General features: G+C 42.8%; 19 protein-coding genes. 6 read left to right on the top strand and 13 right to left on the bottom strand.

All coding sequences use genetic code 11. The features are described from left to right. Window positions 1-31: 31 nt before the first annotated feature. From queE to aspS, 13 genes are all read right to left on the bottom strand, one after another. Window positions 32-676, bottom strand: a complete 645-nt coding sequence (gene queE / locus C8D97_RS00370) for a 7-carboxy-7-deazaguanine synthase QueE (RefSeq protein WP_109761672.1) — start codon at window positions 674-676, stop codon at window positions 32-34. Window positions 677-856: 180 nt separating this feature from the next. Beyond that, window positions 857-1615: a tol-pal system protein YbgF gene (gene ybgF, locus C8D97_RS00365; RefSeq protein WP_109761351.1), complete on the bottom strand. Its 759-nt coding sequence runs from the start codon at window positions 1613-1615 to the stop codon at window positions 857-859. Next, window positions 1605-2123 carry a peptidoglycan-associated lipoprotein Pal gene (gene pal, locus C8D97_RS00360; protein WP_109761350.1) on the bottom strand — a complete coding sequence of 173 codons (519 nt, stop codon included), beginning with the start codon at window positions 2121-2123 and terminating at the stop codon, window positions 1605-1607. The genes ybgF and pal overlap by 11 nt, the downstream gene beginning before the upstream one ends. A gap of 68 nt (window positions 2124-2191) precedes the next feature. Then, window positions 2192-3550 carry a Tol-Pal system beta propeller repeat protein TolB gene (gene tolB, locus C8D97_RS00355; protein ID WP_109761349.1) on the bottom strand — a complete coding sequence of 453 codons (1359 nt, stop codon included), beginning with the start codon at window positions 3548-3550 and terminating at the stop codon, window positions 2192-2194. Then, window positions 3538-4356 (bottom strand): cell envelope integrity protein TolA, encoded by an 819-nt coding sequence (gene tolA / locus C8D97_RS00350; protein ID WP_109761348.1) that lies wholly within the window; start codon window positions 4354-4356, stop codon window positions 3538-3540. Before tolA ends, tolB begins: the two co-directional genes overlap by 13 nt. A 9-nt stretch (window positions 4357-4365) precedes the next feature. Beyond that, window positions 4366-4785: a protein TolR gene (tolR, locus tag C8D97_RS00345; protein WP_109761347.1), complete on the bottom strand. Its 420-nt coding sequence runs from the start codon at window positions 4783-4785 to the stop codon at window positions 4366-4368. Between the two features lie 3 nt (window positions 4786-4788). Next, complete coding sequence (tolQ, locus tag C8D97_RS00340; RefSeq protein ID WP_109761346.1) at window positions 4789-5478, bottom strand: protein TolQ; 690 nt, start codon at window positions 5476-5478, stop codon at window positions 4789-4791. After that, on the bottom strand, window positions 5468-5875 hold the full coding sequence (gene ybgC, locus C8D97_RS00335) for a tol-pal system-associated acyl-CoA thioesterase (protein ID WP_109761345.1): 408 nt from the start codon (window positions 5873-5875) through the stop codon (window positions 5468-5470). The genes tolQ and ybgC overlap by 11 nt, the downstream gene beginning before the upstream one ends. 155 nt (window positions 5876-6030) lie before the next feature. Continuing rightward, on the bottom strand, window positions 6031-7053 hold the full coding sequence (gene ruvB, locus C8D97_RS00330; RefSeq protein WP_109761344.1) for a Holliday junction branch migration DNA helicase RuvB: 1023 nt from the start codon (window positions 7051-7053) through the stop codon (window positions 6031-6033). A 103-nt stretch (window positions 7054-7156) separates the two neighbouring features. Further along, entirely contained in the window at window positions 7157-7765 is a 609-nt protein-coding gene (ruvA, locus tag C8D97_RS00325) for a Holliday junction branch migration protein RuvA (RefSeq protein ID WP_109761343.1), read from the bottom strand. Next, on the bottom strand, window positions 7762-8280 hold the full coding sequence (gene ruvC, locus C8D97_RS00320; protein ID WP_109761342.1) for a crossover junction endodeoxyribonuclease RuvC: 519 nt from the start codon (window positions 8278-8280) through the stop codon (window positions 7762-7764). The genes ruvA and ruvC overlap by 4 nt, the downstream gene beginning before the upstream one ends. Window positions 8281-8422: 142 nt before the next feature. Further along, complete coding sequence (locus C8D97_RS00315; RefSeq protein ID WP_109761341.1) at window positions 8423-9166, bottom strand: YebC/PmpR family DNA-binding transcriptional regulator; 744 nt, start codon at window positions 9164-9166, stop codon at window positions 8423-8425. Window positions 9167-9232: 66 nt separating this feature from the next. After that, entirely contained in the window at window positions 9233-11008 is a 1776-nt protein-coding gene (gene aspS / locus C8D97_RS00310) for an aspartate--tRNA ligase (RefSeq protein WP_109761671.1), read from the bottom strand. Between the two features lie 244 nt (window positions 11009-11252). Between aspS and C8D97_RS00305 the strand changes: the two genes are divergently transcribed. From C8D97_RS00305 to C8D97_RS00280, 6 genes are all read left to right on the top strand, one after another. Further along, window positions 11253-11765, top strand: a complete 513-nt coding sequence (locus tag C8D97_RS00305; protein WP_109761340.1) for a GNAT family N-acetyltransferase — start codon at window positions 11253-11255, stop codon at window positions 11763-11765. A 76-nt stretch (window positions 11766-11841) separates the two neighbouring features. Beyond that, entirely contained in the window at window positions 11842-12645 is an 804-nt protein-coding gene (locus C8D97_RS00300; protein ID WP_109761339.1) for an SAM-dependent methyltransferase, read from the top strand. A 14-nt stretch (window positions 12646-12659) separates the two neighbouring features. Next, window positions 12660-12908 (top strand): hypothetical protein, encoded by a 249-nt coding sequence (locus C8D97_RS00295; RefSeq protein ID WP_109761338.1) that lies wholly within the window; start codon window positions 12660-12662, stop codon window positions 12906-12908. 3 nt (window positions 12909-12911) lie between these two features. Beyond that, window positions 12912-14675, top strand: coding sequence for a GGDEF domain-containing protein (locus C8D97_RS00290; RefSeq protein WP_109761337.1), 1764 nt, complete (start codon window positions 12912-12914; stop codon window positions 14673-14675). Between the two features lie 157 nt (window positions 14676-14832). After that, window positions 14833-16416, top strand: a complete 1584-nt coding sequence (locus C8D97_RS00285) for a tetratricopeptide repeat-containing diguanylate cyclase (protein ID WP_170115091.1) — start codon at window positions 14833-14835, stop codon at window positions 16414-16416. Next, window positions 16416-17237, top strand: coding sequence for an RluA family pseudouridine synthase (locus tag C8D97_RS00280; protein ID WP_109761335.1), 822 nt, complete (start codon window positions 16416-16418; stop codon window positions 17235-17237). The genes C8D97_RS00285 and C8D97_RS00280 overlap by 1 nt, the downstream gene beginning before the upstream one ends. Window positions 17238-17300 lie beyond the last annotated feature (63 nt).

Raw genomic sequence — 17300 nt, 5'->3', positions numbered from 1 at the left:
TGCACAGGCTGATTTGCAGATCACACTCAAACTAATGCCCTGGCTCATCGTTCCATAAGATTTTATGCAACTGCACCTGAAATCGAACCGGCAGATTATCAGCGACAATCCAGTCAGCCAGTTGAGTAGCAGCTTGTTGACCAAAGCTCGGTGAAAACAAAACATCGCACTTTTGCGCCAAACACAACTCATTCACTTTCATTCTGGCCCAGTCATAATCTTTGCGTGAGCAGATTACAAACTTTACTTCATCGGACGGTTTCAGCCGTTCAATATTAGACCAGAGGTTTTTAGACATTTCACCAGAATCGGGGGTTTTCAGGTCGAGTACCACATTAACTCGTGGATCCACCAAGCTGATGTCCATGGCACCACTGGTTTCAATAGACACCGAATAACCATTATCACATAGCCGGGTCATAAGCTCTTCACAGGGCGCTTTTTGTGCCAGGGGTTCACCGCCGGTCACAGTTATGTACTTTGGATTAAAACTGGCCACTTTCGACAGGATCTCATCCAGTGACATGTATTCGCCACCGGTAAAGGCGTACTCAGTATCGCAATAATGACAGCGTAATGGGCATCCGGTCAGACGAATAAACACGGTGGGCAAGCCCATTGTACGAGTTTCGCCCTGTAATGAATAAAAAATTTCGGTAATGCGGAGTCTGGACACAGTAAGCACAAAGAATAGCCAAAAGGGCGCACATTCTAATCAGTTGCAGGTAATAGGTCAAAAGGGAGCCGTCAACCCGGCCAATAATTACGCTGAAAGCTAATGTCTGATAGATGAGTCAATCTCAGGCATAAAAAAACCAGGTGAATTCACCTGGTTTTTAATCTTACGACAAAAATCTTATTTAAGCTTTTGCAGTTCAGTTTTTGCCAACTGTTCAGATGTGCCGTCGTATTTCTCGATAACCTGATTGAAAATGGCTTTCGCTTCACTGGTTTTATTCAATAACAGCAAAACTTTGCCCTGCTTGAACAGCGAGTCAGGCGCGCGGGTTGAATCAGCATGATTTTTAGTCACCGTCTGATATTCTTTTAGCGCTTGCTCAAAATTTTGTTGAATATAATAAATTTGCCCCAGCCAATAATGCACACTGGCCTGATATTGACTGTTCGGGTAAGTCTTCAAAAATGCCTGATAGTCGTTAATGGCTTCTTGATACTTTTTTGAACGCACTTTCGCAAAAATATTATTGTAAGCAGAATGCACGTCCTCTGAAGCAGATGAACTCACCGATGAACCACTGCTGGAAGTTGAAGGGGTCGTTGTTGCTGGTCGCTCATTGCTTTGTGCCGACTGACCGCCTTGCAATTGCGAAAGACGTCGCTCTATATCGCGGTACAGATCACGCTGACGATCTTGCAACTGTTTAAGCTGATACTCGTGCTCTTCAACCTGTCCTCGCAGCTTCTGTAACTCCTGTTGCAAAGAGTTCAACTGGAACATGATATCCGCTTGCAACTGACCTCTTGAGTCAGCCATTTGTTCCAAACGCTCAAGGCGTTGCTCGACCGACTGAGCCGCATTGGTTGCGCCCCAAACCAAAGACAGCACTGAAATCAGTGCTGTCTTTTTAACGATTGACGTTAAATTAACCTTCATAGCTCAGAACAGCTCGACGGTTTTCTTCCCATGCACTTTCATTGTGCGCAGGATTTTTTGGTTTTTCTTCACCGTAGCTTACAACACGGATTTGCGAAGAGTTAACACCGTAGCTGATTAAAATATCTTTAACGGAATTACCACGACGCTCACCTAACGCAAGGTTGTACTCTGGTGTACCGCGCTCATCGGTGTGACCTTCTAATACTACTTGAGTCGCAGGATTACGGCTTAGGTACCAGGCGTGTGCTTTTAACAGATCTTGGTACTGGGCTTTTACTGTTGAATCGTCAAAGTCGAAGTAAACAATACGTTGTTCACGTGCTTGCTCATTGGCTTCCATCGCTAACTCTTCAGCTGTCTTTGGTGCAGGTTGTTGAGTAGTGGTTGACGTTTCAGTTGTTTCAGTTGTTGCAGGGCCAGTGTCAGTATCGGTACTGGTACAGGCAACCATAAACAATGCAGGTAACGTTACAATGAGGCTTTTCCCCAAACCTTTGATTGACATTTTTGATGCTCCTATCGTTATTTTTAAAGTAAAACCAGTTAAAGTTGAAAAAGTATCTTATTGTTCACTTATTGAAATAAAAATGGCGACCACGCAGGTGCTTTCACCTCGCCGCGTTTAGCCGGTAACCGCGCCTTGAACCGTCCATCGGTAGATACAGCCGCCAATACTTGCCGACCATTATACACCGTTGCATAGATTACCATGCTTCCGTTCGGAGCTAAACTGGGTGATTCGTCCAGCTGTGTATCTGTGAGGACCTGCATGATCCCCGTCTCAATATCTTGTTTTGCGATATGATACACACCGTTAGTACGATTCACCAGAATAATGCTTTTTCCATCCGGAGTATAGCTTGGGCTTGCATTATATTCACCTTCAAAGGTGATTCGTTGTGGCCGCCCACCTCGCGTTGACACTCGGTATATCTGCGGCCGCCCACCTCTATCGGAAGTAAATAAAATCCATTTGCCATCGGGCGAAAACGTCGGCTCGGTATCAATCACATTGGTACCCGTGTTGGTCAATCTACGAAACTTTCGGGTGGTCAGATCAAGCAGGTAAATTTCAGCATTACCGTCTTTTGACAGAGTAAGAGCCAACTGCTTGCTGTCAGGAGAAACTTCCGGCGCACTGTTTATCCCCGGAAACGACGCAATCATCGAACGCTCACCGGTGTAAATTTGTTGCAGATAGATTTCCGAGCGACCATTTTCAAACGAAACATAAACCAGCGAGCGACCATCGGGTGTCCATGCTGGGGACATAATCGCTTCTTCACTGGAGTAGATTCTTTGCGGGTTATAGCCGTCTGAGTCAGCCATATACAACTGAAACGGCCTTGGTAAACTGCGATCCACCACCACATAAGCAATTCGGGTTGCAAAAGCGCCCTTTTCACCGGTTAGCGCTTCATAAATATTATCGGCAACCTGATGGGTATAAAAACGAAAGTTCTGCTCCGACGCTGAGCCCACGCGATCGAGCAACACATAGTTATTGGAACTTACCAGCTCGCCATTAACCATCTGTTGTTTTGGTTTAAACACATCAACCAGCTGATAACTGATTTTAAACTGCCCAGCAGCGGTTTCTTCAACGGTTCCCACTACAACGGCTTCTATGCCTTTTGCTTTCCAGGCTTCAAGATTGATTTCATCATAGGAAATAGGTCGTTCTGGCATATTACTGACCGCCATAGGATTAAATCGTCCACTACGACGTAAGTCAGCTGCTACTACAGAAGCAATATTATGTGGAGGATTGGCCGAAACGGTACCTTTGTATTCAAACGGGACGATTGCAATGGGGCGAGCAAAGTTCATGCCGTCAGTGATCACAATATCAATATCGGCTTGCGCAGAAATGCTTGCCGCTATGGCTATCAGTACCAAAAACGACTTTCTCAGTCTGTTTACTGTTCGCATAACTCTCCTAAACATAAATTCACGTTTCTTATTTCATCAAAAACTTCGGGATCACTCGGAACAGGTAAGGGTTCCGACTTTTTAATCGCAAGGGTAGCCGAGTTACAGGTTATCGAGTCACCTCGAACATCCATAATATCAATCACCAGGCCTCCGGGAGCCAATCGTAATCGAAAACGGCATTCGCCTGCCCGCTCTGGTTTATTCCAGTAGCGTTTTATTTTGCTTTCTATTCGGGTGGCAAAAATTTGCACTTCAGACAGAACCGCTTGTCGTCTTGCAGCCAAAGCCTGCTGCTCTGCCGCCATTTGCTCGGCCATCAGTTTTTCTTCGAGTTCCTGTTGCGCTTTTAGTTCCGCTTCGCGCTTTTTGCGTTCGGCTTCTTTACGTTTTCTCTCTTCTTCTTTACGCTTTCGTTCGGCAGCTTCCTGGCGTTTTCGTTCCGCCTCCGCTTTTTGTTTTCTGGCCTGCTCCTGTTGCTTCTTTTTCTCAAGCGCCAGTTTCTTTTTACGCGCTTGATCCGCCGCTAATTTTTTCTGGCGCTCATTTTCCTGCTGTTTTTTAGGCTGCTTTTTGTTATCCGGCTGTTGCTTTGGTGGCGTAGGTTTAGGTCGGTTATCCGTTGTTTTTTGCAGTTTCTTACGAATTGCTTCGCCATCCACCGCCACTGCATTAATATTGGGCGCTACCTTTTCTTTTGACGTTTCTATGGTGTCAAAATTTAAATTAAGAATTAACAGCAGCAGAACAATCAAATGCCCCACGCCGGAAATTATCAGCGATATGGTTAAGCGCTTACTCACCATCAACCTCGGTTACCCGGTAGGGTCCGTCATAATACCAACGTTAGCCACACCGGCTTGTTTTTGCAGTAGGCTCATCAGCAGAACGACACTGCCATGAGAAACCGCTTTATCGGCATTAATATAAATCATCGCTTTCGGATTGGTTTCACGATGCTTTGCTACCAGAGCAACCAGTTCTTCTGGTTCCAGAGCTTGATCAGGGTTAACGCCAAGCGACAGGTAATAATTACCACTGGCATCAATACTGGCAATTAGAGGCGGATCATCGTTTGCAGAAATTGGATCGGCATCCGCTTGTGGCAAGTCAACATTAACCCCAGCGGTGATAAGAGGCGCGGTGATCATAAATATCACCAGCAACACCAGCATCACATCAATGTAGGGCACCACATTAATTTCAGCCACCGGTTTACGACGATTCGGTTTCATCGCTTAGGCTCCGCTTGAGCTGTGTGCTTTTCGATGCAAAATACCCGAGAACTCTTCAACAAAGTTGTCGTATTGATTCTCAATTTTTTGCACCGAATGGTTAAACTTGTTGTAAGCAATGACCGCCGGGATCGCGGCGAATAATCCCATGGCAGTAGCAATCAGCGCTTCGGCAATACCCGGTGCAACCATTGCTAGTGTCGCCTGCTTTACCGAACCCAGAGCGATAAAGGAATTCATAATGCCCCACACGGTACCAAACAGACCAATATACGGAGTGGTTGATCCGACTGTTGCCAGAAAAGACAGATTTGTTTCGAGCTTGTCGATTTCTCGCGAATGCGCCACCCGCATGGCCCGATGAGCGCCTTCCATTACAGCGCCTGGTCCGGTTCCTTTTTGATTACGCAACCGAACAAACTCCCGATACCCCGACATAAACACCAGTTCCATACCGGTTGGCGGTATACGTCTTGCGCCAAGATCATTGTAAAGCTTGCTCAGATCGACTCCTGACCAGAACTTGTCTTCAAACTCACCACTGGATTGCGACACCTGTTTTAACGTGCGCATACGGTCAATAATCATGGTCCAGGATATAAATGATAACGCCACCAGGGTCAGCATGATCAGCTGAACAATTAAGCTGGCATCGAGAAATAAATCGATTACGGAAAGTTGATTATGAGTCACGTCGCATATCCTCTAATAAAGACGCTGGTATTGCTCTGGGCTGCATGCTGCTCATGGTTACACACACGACTTTTATTCGCCCTTCACAAAATACGGTTTCTGGATCGTCCGCCGGACATATTTTTTGATGAAACACCACACTGGCACCGCGTACCTGTTCTAACGAAGTAATAACATTTAACGCATCGTTAAAACGGGCGGGTTTGTAATACTCAACTTCCGCTTTTCTGACAGCGAAAGCCACGTCCTGATCGATCAACACATCTTGATCGGCGCCCAGCGTTCTCATCCATTCAGTGCGACCACGCTCCATAAACTTTAAATAATTAGCGTAATACACCACACCGGCTACATCGGTGTCTTCGTAATAGACTCTTACCGGAAATATAAATTCCATCAATTAACCACTAACATTTTGATTTTATTATGGAGTTCACAATATGAGAACTCACGCTTAAGGTCGCAACTATAACGAATTTTCAGTTTGCAATGAAACCACAAAATCGTGAATAAATGTGTGAATGGGGTCTAAGCGTTTATGCACAGACCATTTTAACCATCGAATAGATCGGCCTTTGATGTTAAACCAAAGTGCTGATAGGCGTGTTGTGTGGCAATGCGTCCACGGGGAGTTCGTTGAATATACCCTTGTTGAATTAAAAAAGGTTCAATCACATCACCTATAGTATCGCGTTCTTCACCGATTGCCGCAGCCAAGGTATCAAGCCCTACCGGACCGCCGGAAAACTTATCGATAATCGCCAGCAGCAGTTTGCGATCCATGGTATCGAAGCCCTTTTCATCCACTTCCAGCATGTTGAGTGCTTTTGCGGCCACATCATTGCTTATAACTCCATCGGCTTTTACTTCGGCGTAATCACGCACTCGACGCAAAAGCCGATTGGCGATCCTTGGGGTGCCGCGTGAGCGACAGGCCACTTCTCTGGCACCTTCTGCTTCGGCTTTTAGGCCCAAAATCGACGCGCTGCGCATAACGATACTGCTCAGCTCATCAATATTATAAAATTCGAGTCGCTGCACGATGCCAAAACGATCGCGCAGTGGCGAGGTCAACAACCCTGCACGGGTGGTTGCACCCACCAGAGTAAACGGAGGGAGGTCGAGCTTGATGGATCGTGCCGCTGGGCCTTCTCCAATCATAATATCAATCTGGTAGTCTTCCATGGCGGGGTATAAAATCTCTTCCACCATGGGACTAAGCCGATGTATTTCATCAATAAACAACACATCGTTTTCTTCAAGATTGGTGAGTAGTGCCGCCAGATCACCGGCTTTCTCAAGCACCGGACCGGAGGTATATTTAATCGCGACCCCCATTTCATTGGCAATGATATTCGCCAAGGTGGTCTTACCAAGTCCGGGAGGCCCAAAAATCAGCACATGATCGAGCGCATCGTTACGGTTTTTCGACGCCTGAAGAAAAATCTCCATCTGCTCTTTAACCTGCGGCTGGCCCACATAATCTTTCAACTGTGTTGGTCGAATGGCCCGATCAAAGCGATCTTCTTCAATGGTTTGAGTGGAGCCGGCAATTATTCTGTCTTCTTCGATCATCTTGTGCCTATTAAGAACAGCCGTTTAAAAAGGATTAGTCGTCTAAGAGCGTATTTAGCTGGCAGCTGCATCAACGGCCTATACAGTAACTTATACCTACGGCTTATTTACCCATATTTTTTAGTGCCAGTCGAATCAATTCGCCACTGGAAGTCACATCGTCTTTAATTCGGCTGATGGCTTTGGACGCATCCTGAGGTTTGTAGCCTAAAGCGATTAATGCGCTCTCGGCTTCCTGTTTTAAACTGTGTGATGAGCCAGTACCGGTCGATTGATTGTTTGCACCAACACTTACCGTGGCACTGCTCCAACCTTTCAGTCGGTCACGCATTTCTATGATCAATCTGTCAGCGGTTTTTTTGCCCACGCCTGGCAGTTTCACCAGTGCGCTGCTTTCCCCTTCATTGACATTGGCAACAAATTCATCGGCGGTCATGCCCGATAAAATAGCAATCCCAAGCTTAGGTCCAACACCACTGACTTTAATCAACTCACGAAACATCTGACGATCTTTTTTGCTGCCAAAGGCGTAAAGGTTTTGAGCGTTTTCACTCACCGACAGATGAGTAAATAAAGTCACTGTGTGGCCAACGTCTGGCAGATTAAAAATGGTGGTCATGGGCGCCTGAACTTCGTAGCCAACACCATTCACATCTATCAATAATTCCGGTGGCGCCTTTTCAACAATGGTACCTTTTAATCGACCTATCAACGCACTCGCCCTCTTCTTCGTTTATTGGCGCCAAGTTGTGACACCATGGACTGCATGGTGTTGCAATGACAAATGGCAACGGCCAGACCGTCCGCTGCATCCGCCTGTGGGGTTGCGGATAACTTAAGCAGTGATGTTACCATGTGTTGTACTTGAGATTTATCGGCACCACCGTGCCCTACAACCGCCTGTTTAATTTGTCGCGCAGAATATTCGGCAACGTCTAAAGCGTGTGATGAAGCGGCGACAATCGCCACACCTCGGGCTTGACCAAGTTTAAGCGCCGAGTCGGCATTTTTTGCCATAAACACCTGCTCAATAGCCGCTTCCGTTGGATTGTATTTTCGAATCACTTCAGAAAGGTTGTCATAAATTTGCTGCAAGCGTTCCGATAAAGAGCCATCTTTAACGCGAATGCAACCGCTGGTGACATAAGACAGTTGCCGACCGCTTGACTCAATAATACCGAAGCCCGTAATTCTGGAGCCGGGATCAATCCCTAAAATTCTCGCCAATACGGCACCTCGTTAAGATTACTCGATAGTTATAAAATGATGCTTTAATCAATTGATGCTCGAATAAAGCGGCCCGATACATAAGAATAAATATTCAAATGGTCAACCAATCAGCATTGGCCTAGGCCAGGAATTATTCCCATTAAAGCTGATCGTACGCCTCATCCGGAATATCTGCATTGGTGTAAACATTTTGCACATCATCCAGATCTTCCAGTCGCTCAATCAATCGTAATACTTTTGCGCCTTCGTCAGCGTCGAGTTCAGCCTGTGTGGAAGGCAGCATCGCCACTTCGGCATTTTCAGGCTTAAATCCGGCGGCGACTATGGTTTCTTTTACCGCAATAAACTCATCCGGCGCGGTCAAAACTTCAAAACTGCCATCATCATGATTGACCACATCTTCGGCACCGGCTTCCAGTGCAGCTTCCATTAAATCGTCTTCGTTAATATCGTCGCCAAAAATCATCTGGCCTTTTTTATCGAATAAATAAGCTACCGAGCCAGATGTTCCCAGATTGCCACCGTGTTTGGTAAAGGCATGGCGCACTTCACCAACGGTACGGTTTTTATTATCCGTCAGGCAATCAACCAGTACAGCCACACCACCTGGCCCATAACCTTCATAAGACAGGTTTTCGTAGTTATCGCCTTCGTTATTACCGGCACCCCGAGCAATCGCTTTTTCGACCGTATCCTTTTTCATATTGGCACCCAAGGCTTTATCAATGGTTGCCCGTAGCGATGGATTGTCTTCTGGATTGGGTCCGCCTGTTTTCGCAGCGACCACCAGTTCACGAATGATCTTGGTAAAAATTTTACCGCGCTTAGCGTCTTGTGCCGCTTTTCTATGCTTTATATTGGCCCATTTACTGTGTCCAGCCATGGTTGTCTCCGGTATCTACTTATCTTTATTGTCTAGTATTATTAATTCGTTACTAACCACTATCATTTAAGCACTTGGCTTTTGTTTTATCGCAATACCTAACTCGTCCAGTTGCGCCTGTGAAACTTTTGCCGGCGCTTCGGTCAATGGGCAACCGGCAGTGGTTGTTTTAGGGAATGCAATAACGTCTCTAATAGAGTCCGCACCCACCATCAACATTACCAGTCGGTCCAGTCCAAAGGCAATACCGCCATGTGGCGGGCAACCAAATTTAAGGGCATCTAACAGAAAGCCAAATTTTTCGCGCGCTTCCTGCTCACCAATGCCAAGAATATCAAAAATGGTTTGCTGCAAATCCGTATCATGGATACGAATGGAACCACCACCCACTTCACAGCCGTTTAATACCATATCGTAAGCCCGTGAAAGCGTGCCGGTTGGGTTACCTTTTAACGCAGCAGGATCAAGTTCTTTGGGCGACGTAAACGGATGGTGCAACGCTTGCAGTTGTCCATCATCGTCTTCAAACATTGGAAAATCCACAACCCACAGAGGCTTCCATTCGTTACTAAATAACTCAAAATCGCCGGCCAGTTTAAGTCGCAACGCACCCAGTGCATCGGCCACGACCGACTGACTGTCTGAACCAAAAAACAGAATATCGCCTGACTCGGCGTCCGTTCGTTGTAAAATGGATTCGGCAACGTCGGTTGATAAAAACTTAACGATTGGCGACTGCAAGCCTTCCAGTCCTGCAGCACGGTCGTTAACTTTAATAAACGCCAATCCTTTCGCACCATAAATGCCCACAAACTTGGTGAACTCATCAATCTTCTTACGACTGACTTTTTCTGCACCACCTTTCAAATTCAGTACACCAACGCGCCCTTTTTCATCGTTTGCCGGTCCGCTGAATACTTTAAAATCAACATCTTTAACCAGATCATCAACCGTGTGAATGGGCATATCGACGCGTAAATCGGGTTTATCTGAGCCGTATTTTTCCATCGCTTCGGAATAAGGCATACGAGGGAAAGGATTAGCCAGCTCAACATTTAATAATTCTTTAAACACCGAGCGGATCATATTCTCCATCATCCCCATAATACCCTCTTCGTCCATAAACGAAGTTTCAATATCGAGCTGGGTAAATTCTGGCTGGCGATCGGCGCGTAAATCTTCGTCGCGGAAACAACGCACCACCTGATAGTAGCGATCAAAACCGCTCATCATCAGTAATTGTTTAAACAGTTGTGGTGATTGAGGCAAAGCAAAGAAGGATTGCTTGTGAGTGCGACTCGGCACCAGGTAATCGCGCGCGCCTTCTGGCGTTGCTTTGGTCAGTATGGGTGTTTCCATATCAAGGAAACCTTGCTCATCCAGATACTTTCGTAACAATTGCGTTACGCGAGTGCGGAATAAAAACTTATTGGTCATTTCCGGACGACGCAAATCCAGATAACGATACTTTAAACGGGTTTCTTCAGATACGTCTTCATGGCCATCCACTAAAATCGCCGGTGTTTGCGACTTATTCAAGCAAGTAATGGCATCGGCAACCACTTCGATGGCACCGGTTGCCATGTCTTTGTTGACCATGCTTTCGGGACGTTGACGAATTTTTCCACTGACCTGCACCACAAATTCCGAACGTAACTCGTCGGCGGCGGCAAACACATCACCCTGATCCGGCTCAACTGTCACCTGAACGATGCCGCTGCGATCCCGTATCTGTAAAAAAATCAAACCGCCCAGATCCCGGCGACGATGAACCCATCCTGCAATGGATATTTCAGCCCCATCTTCCAGAGCAACCAGATCAGCACAATAATGACTTCGCATAACTTTTCCCATAACGCCTTGATTTTACAGCCAGAAAGCGGTCAAATATCAAACATCAGAACCCTGTTCTGGCGATACGATGCGCGCCCAAACAGGCCGCTAAAAAAGGGGCATAATAGTACGCGAGGCCCGCCTGTTAAGCAAGATAGAGAAACGCTGAGGAAAATGGCTTTTCTCAATAGCCTTTCCAAAAATCGCTATTCGTTTAGCGAATAAATTTTAAATCGAATACTCGGGAGAGAGTATGCTATTCGAGTCCGAAAGACTAACTTATCGTAACCTGACCAATTATGATAAAGACTTTTATTGCGCACTCTATTCTGACGATGAGTTAATGCGATTCATAGAAATAGATAATGCAAACTCAAAAGTAGAAGGCTATTTTGAAAACACACTTAAAGCCATCAACAAGCCCAAGCCGAAATACAAGCTGTTCGTAATAGAGCAAAAGCAGTCATCCATTCCTTTGGGAGTAATGGGAATTGATAATATTGATTATCCGCAATCTACTGCTGACATTGGAATAATCCTGACACGACACGCTCAGGGAAAAAACATTCCTTATGAAGCCACCATGGCCACTCTGAAATATTTACTCGACACGCTTAACATCCAACATGTTTCAGCGAGCTTCCAAACCATGAATAAACCGATCTTGCGTTTGGTTGAACGAATAGGATTTAGTAGAGTTCAAAAAACAGACAAAAGTCAGAACGCACCTCACTTCTCTTATACTATTTCAAAACAAACGCTTTGAATTAGCTCACATTTTTATTGCAATATACGGTCACATCAGTATCTTATAGGCATATTGTGCAACCTCAGCCTTAACTATGTCAGAAGAAAAATTAAAAGGAAGTTTAACCTGTGTTGGCGTGGGTATTTCTATCGGCGCTCACATTAGTCCTATTGTAAGAACCACTATACAATCGGCAGATGTTGTATTCGCAGCGTCATCCGATGGTTTGTTCGAACTCTGGCTACAAGATATCCACCCTAATGTGGTTTCACTGCAACAGTATTACGCCACAGGTAAATCAAGAAAGATTTCCTATCAAGAAATGGCTGATGCACTTCTCAATGAAGTCCGTAACGGCAAAAAAGTGGTTGGTGCATTTTATGGACATCCGGGTGTGTTCGTAAATCCTTCACATAAAGCCATCAAAAAAGCTCGTGATGAAGGTTATGAGGCAAAAATGCTTCCGGGCATATCAGCCGAAGACTGCTTATACGCCGACCTGGGCATTGACCCTGGGAAATATGGTTGCCAGCATTACGAAGCCAGTCAGTTTATGTTTTATAAACGCATCGTTGATACTTCTGCATACTTAATATTGTGGCAACTCGCCTTTGCAGGAGATAACTCTCATACTATTACCAAGTCAGATAAACGGTACTTGGAAATTCTAAAGACATTGCTTTTAGAGCATTATTCATCACAACATCATATTATTATTTATGAAGCACCCACAAATGAACTTAACGAAATAATAAAGAAAACCATTCCTTTAGCCGAGTTAGTTGAGCAAACAATCTCAATGAAATCAACATTAATCATTCCACCCGCTAGAGAGTTAACTAAAAATAATCTAATACACAACCAACTTAAAAATATTGATTTACTACAACCAATATAAACTAGGAGAAAGCGATGAGTACAATAATAAAGCATCTTGAAATGTCCGGTGAAAAAGGTAGTGTTTACCTTGATGGACTAGAAAGTCTTGAGGAACAAGTTTGCTCGGCAATTAGGGAGAAAGATGAAGATACATTAATATCCCTTTTGAATGCTCCTCAAAATATCATATGTGGTTTAGCGCCTGCTGAAGATGATGAACCAAATGAAGAGCCTCAAGAAGAGCCTCAAGAAGAGCCAAAAGAGACTGAAAAAACAGCTTAAGCTATGAAAGTAAAGCTATTACTTTTGGTCATATTAGCCATCATACGTATTTGTAATGCGTATGATGGCTCAGAAGCATGGGCTGAACTCGAAAGAATAGAAGCTCTAAGAAGCTCAGATCCAACTGAATTCAATTTTAAAATAGCCAGATTCGAAGAAAAAGCAGATAAGCTTAATCAAGAAGAACTATATTTCCTTTTGTTTTTAAAATCTCTGAAACAGATGAAATCTGGGCAGCTATTACCTGCCATAAATACATTAGAGTTTATACGTGAAAAATCAAGCGTTCCTGTATTAAAAAACAAATCACTTATTGTTTTAATCAATATATACGCAATACAAAGAGAATGGACAAAAGGACTTATACTCATTGAAGAATTATTTAGTATTAGTTCTCAGGTCAATAATGATCCGGATTTATTTGAAAGAGGGATTATTACCGCCGCTATCTTTTACAATCAAGTTGAAGAGTTTAATCTCGGTCAAGAGTATGCATCACGGGTATTGAAAAGCAGTAACAGCAACCGCAATATATGCATTTCAAGGACACTGGTTAATGAGTCATCTATTTATCTTAATACTTTACAACGTACTAATACACTAAAAGATACAATTAACTTATGTCACTCTTTAAATGAGCATATATGGGAAAATTTAAACAATACCTATTTGGCAATTTATTTGCTGGAGCAAAATAAGTATGGTGAAGTAGTGGATATTTTAACCCGCAGTTTAAACAGTGTAGAAAAAACCAATTATAAAATACTTATTTTAGAATATTACAGACTCCTTGCAGAAGCTTTTTTCCAACTCAAAGATTACTCAAGCTCAACTTCTTTTGCTTCAAAAGTTGTTGATAACACTGACTCTAAGACACCATTAAAGCCTTTAGTTTCGGCTCTCAATGTTCTTTATAAAATAGAAAAGATCAAGAGCAATTATCAGAAATCATTATTATTCCTTGAAAAGTATAGCTTATATGAAAAGCTCTATCTCGATGATATAAAAGCTCGAAATATGTCAGTTCAGTTAGCAAATCATAGAATAGTTGAGAAAAACAGTACGATTGAATTACTTAACAAAGAAAATAAAGCATTAAATTTAGAGCAATCGCTAGCAAAGGAAGAAGCTCAAAATAAATCATTAATGATTATAATTTTAATACTAATAATTATTTTCACATCTCTTTGGGCATATAGAACTAAAAAGACGCAAATAAAACTTCGCCACCTGGCAGAATTTGATTCATTAACAGGAATTCATAACCGACGCCACTTTGCAAAAAAATGTAAAATGAGTCTCATACATTGTAAAGCAAGCGGCCAAGCCGTCAGCATAATCTTATTCGACCTGGATAAATTTAAATCTATAAATGACTCTTACGGCCACCCTACAGGTGACTGGGTATTAAAAAACATACCCAAACCTGTCTTAGATGCTACAAGAAAGATTGATTTGTTTGGCCGTATGGGAGGTGAAGAGTTTGCTATATTATTACCCGGCTGTGAGCTAGAACAAGCAAGAGAAATTGCAGAGGGTATTCGTAAAGGATTAATGCAACTGAATACTAAAGAGTCAGGGTTTGAGTTCACAGTAACAGCCAGCTTTGGTGTTACTGTCAGCCGTATATCAGGCTACAATTTTGATACACTAATGAAGCACTCTGACTTAGCGCTTTATGAATCGAAGCACAGTGGTAGAAATAAAACGACCGTATACTCTATGCCTCCTACAGAAAGTAATGACGAAATAGAGAGCTTAAAATAATATGAAGTTCCTTTTGTGCTTTTCCATTTTATTAACATCCCTATATGTCTTTTCAGAAACAGAGAAAAGCAGTTTTTGGAAGCAGCTTGAAAAAACCGAAAAGCTACGAACATCTGATCTAAAAAAATTCTCTCACGATCTTAAGCAAATAGAGAGAATGTCTGAAAAACTATCTAAAGAAGAGCAAATTTATTTAAGTTTTTTAAGAGGTATGGAGGATTTACTTCTCGGAAATTCAAAAGCATCCATTCAAAAAGTTAAGCTTGTAAAACAATCTGCATCTACTTCTGACCTTAAAACAAAATCCAGCATTCTTTTACTGAATACTTACGCTATAACTAGAGATTGGACGGAAGGTTTATCTGAAATCGAGTTCTTAAACAAGCACCTTGAAACAAGCTCTCAAAGCAATGTCTCAAGCAGAGCTTATCTGGCCATTGCTATTTTCTATAACCAGTTAGGTGAATATGATCTTGGTCAAATTAATGCCAAAAAAGCTTTGTTGTTTAATGCTAACGAAAGAACAATTTGTGCCGCTAATAGCATTATCATTGAGTCTCGATTTAATCTCACCGGCTCACTGAAAAGGGCAGAGAATGTCTTGCAAAACTGCAGCAAAGCCAATGAGCCTGTCTACAGTAGCTTTTTAATTACTTTTGTCGCAAGAAATAATATTAACAAAGGGAACCTTGATGGTGCTGAAAAACTACTTAAGAAGCATTTGGCAAGTACAGAAAACACTCAATACAACTATTTAATATCCGAACACTACCAATTATTAGCCCAAATCTATCTTCAAAAAAATGACTTGGTGAGTGCCAAAAGTTTTGCCGAAAAAATCATATCCATGAGTGAAGACAACATTCCTTATAAACCTTTTGTTGCAGCCTATAAAACACTTTATGAAGTCTCGATTATAAATAATAACTATAAAAAAGCCATTCAATATTTTGAAAAGTACCATAGTTACGACAAAAAAAATCTAAACCAAGCAAAGCTAAAGAGTATGGCTGTTCAAACTATTAAACACAAAGTTAATGAAAAAAACAATGAGATCGAAATTCTTAATAAAGAAAATGAGTCATTAACCTTGCAACGCTCACTGTCTAAAAAAGAAGCTACCAATAAATCATTAGTGATACTACTATTAACTCTTGTGATTAGCTTTATCTTTATTTGGCTTTATCGAACAAAACAAACTCACATAAAGCTGAAGCAACTGGCAGAGTTTGACTCATTAACCGGTATATCCAATCGACGTCACTTTACAAAAGAATCCGAGTCAGCGTTGCTACACAATCAATCAACAGGACAAGTGGTTAGCTTTATCTTATTTGATCTGGATAAATTCAAATTTATTAATGACACCCATGGTCATCCCATTGGTGATCAAGTTCTTCAGTCGTTAAAAACACCGGTTTTAAAGCACACCAGAAAAGTAGACTTGTTTGGCCGTATTGGCGGTGAGGAATTTGCAATACTGCTTCCAGGATGTGAGTTAGAAAAAGCATCCGAAATTGCCGATAAAATAAGAACAGAAATTTCAGAGCTGGATATAAAAGTAAACGATAAAGCAATCACTATAACCGCAAGCTTCGGTATTACCGTAAGCCGTATTTCCGGATATAACTTTGATACGCTAATGAAACATTCCGATGAAGCGCTTTATGACGCAAAACATGCAGGTAGAAATCGTTGTATGATTTACTCGTCATCCAATGATGAGCATCAAACCTCATAATGTTAAAGTCGTTCGAGCAACACATCAAGATTGCTACTGACAATCAACTGGCGATCGAGTGCCTTGCCTCACATACTGAACTATCAAAACAAAAACTAAAAGAAGCTATGAATAAGGGTTGCGTCTGGCTTACGGCTGGCAAAAAGACACAACGCATTCGTCGTGCTAAAAAAACATTAAAATGCGGTCAAACCTTACACATATATTATGATGAAAAGGTACTTTCAGCCGAGCCCTCTGTACCAGAGCTAATTGCCGACGAAAGCGACTACAGTGTTTGGAATAAACCGTCAGGGCTATTGTCTCAAGGCTCAAAATGGGGTGATCATTGCACCATTACACGATGGGCAGAACAGCATTTAACACCACAACGAAATAGTTTTGTGGTCCATCGACTCGATAGAGCAGCCAGCGGCATTATTTTAGTGGCTCATTCTAAAACCGCTGCCGCAAAATTATCGCACCTATTTGCAACACGCGCTATTAGCAAAACCTACCACGCTATGGTCGAAGGTGTATGGCCGTTTGAAGCCTCTCAAACAATCAATCAGCCAATAGATGGCAAGCCGAGTGTTAGTCATGTGATCCCCCTGACAATCGATAAGGTTAATGAAACATCACTACTTGAAGTATCCATTGAAACAGGACGTAAACATCAAATAAGGCGACATCTTGCAGAGTCGGGATTTCCAATAGTTGGTGATCGTCTTTATGATAGTACGATACTTGATGATGATTTAATGCTTATGGCTGTTAAACTTGCTTTTGTCTGTCCACTTTCTCACAGCGAAAAACTGTATCAGTTGACCACAAACTTCTGATCATCATTTTTATTGCCTATTCGATAGATATTATATAAGTTCATCGCCCTTTCCCACGTACAA

It is taken from the genome of Pleionea mediterranea (assembly GCF_003148745.1).
Lineage (GTDB): Bacteria > Pseudomonadota > Gammaproteobacteria > Enterobacterales > Kangiellaceae > Pleionea > Pleionea mediterranea.
Note: the sequence above shows the minus strand (reverse complement) of the source record. Positions and strands in the feature narration are given on the sequence as shown.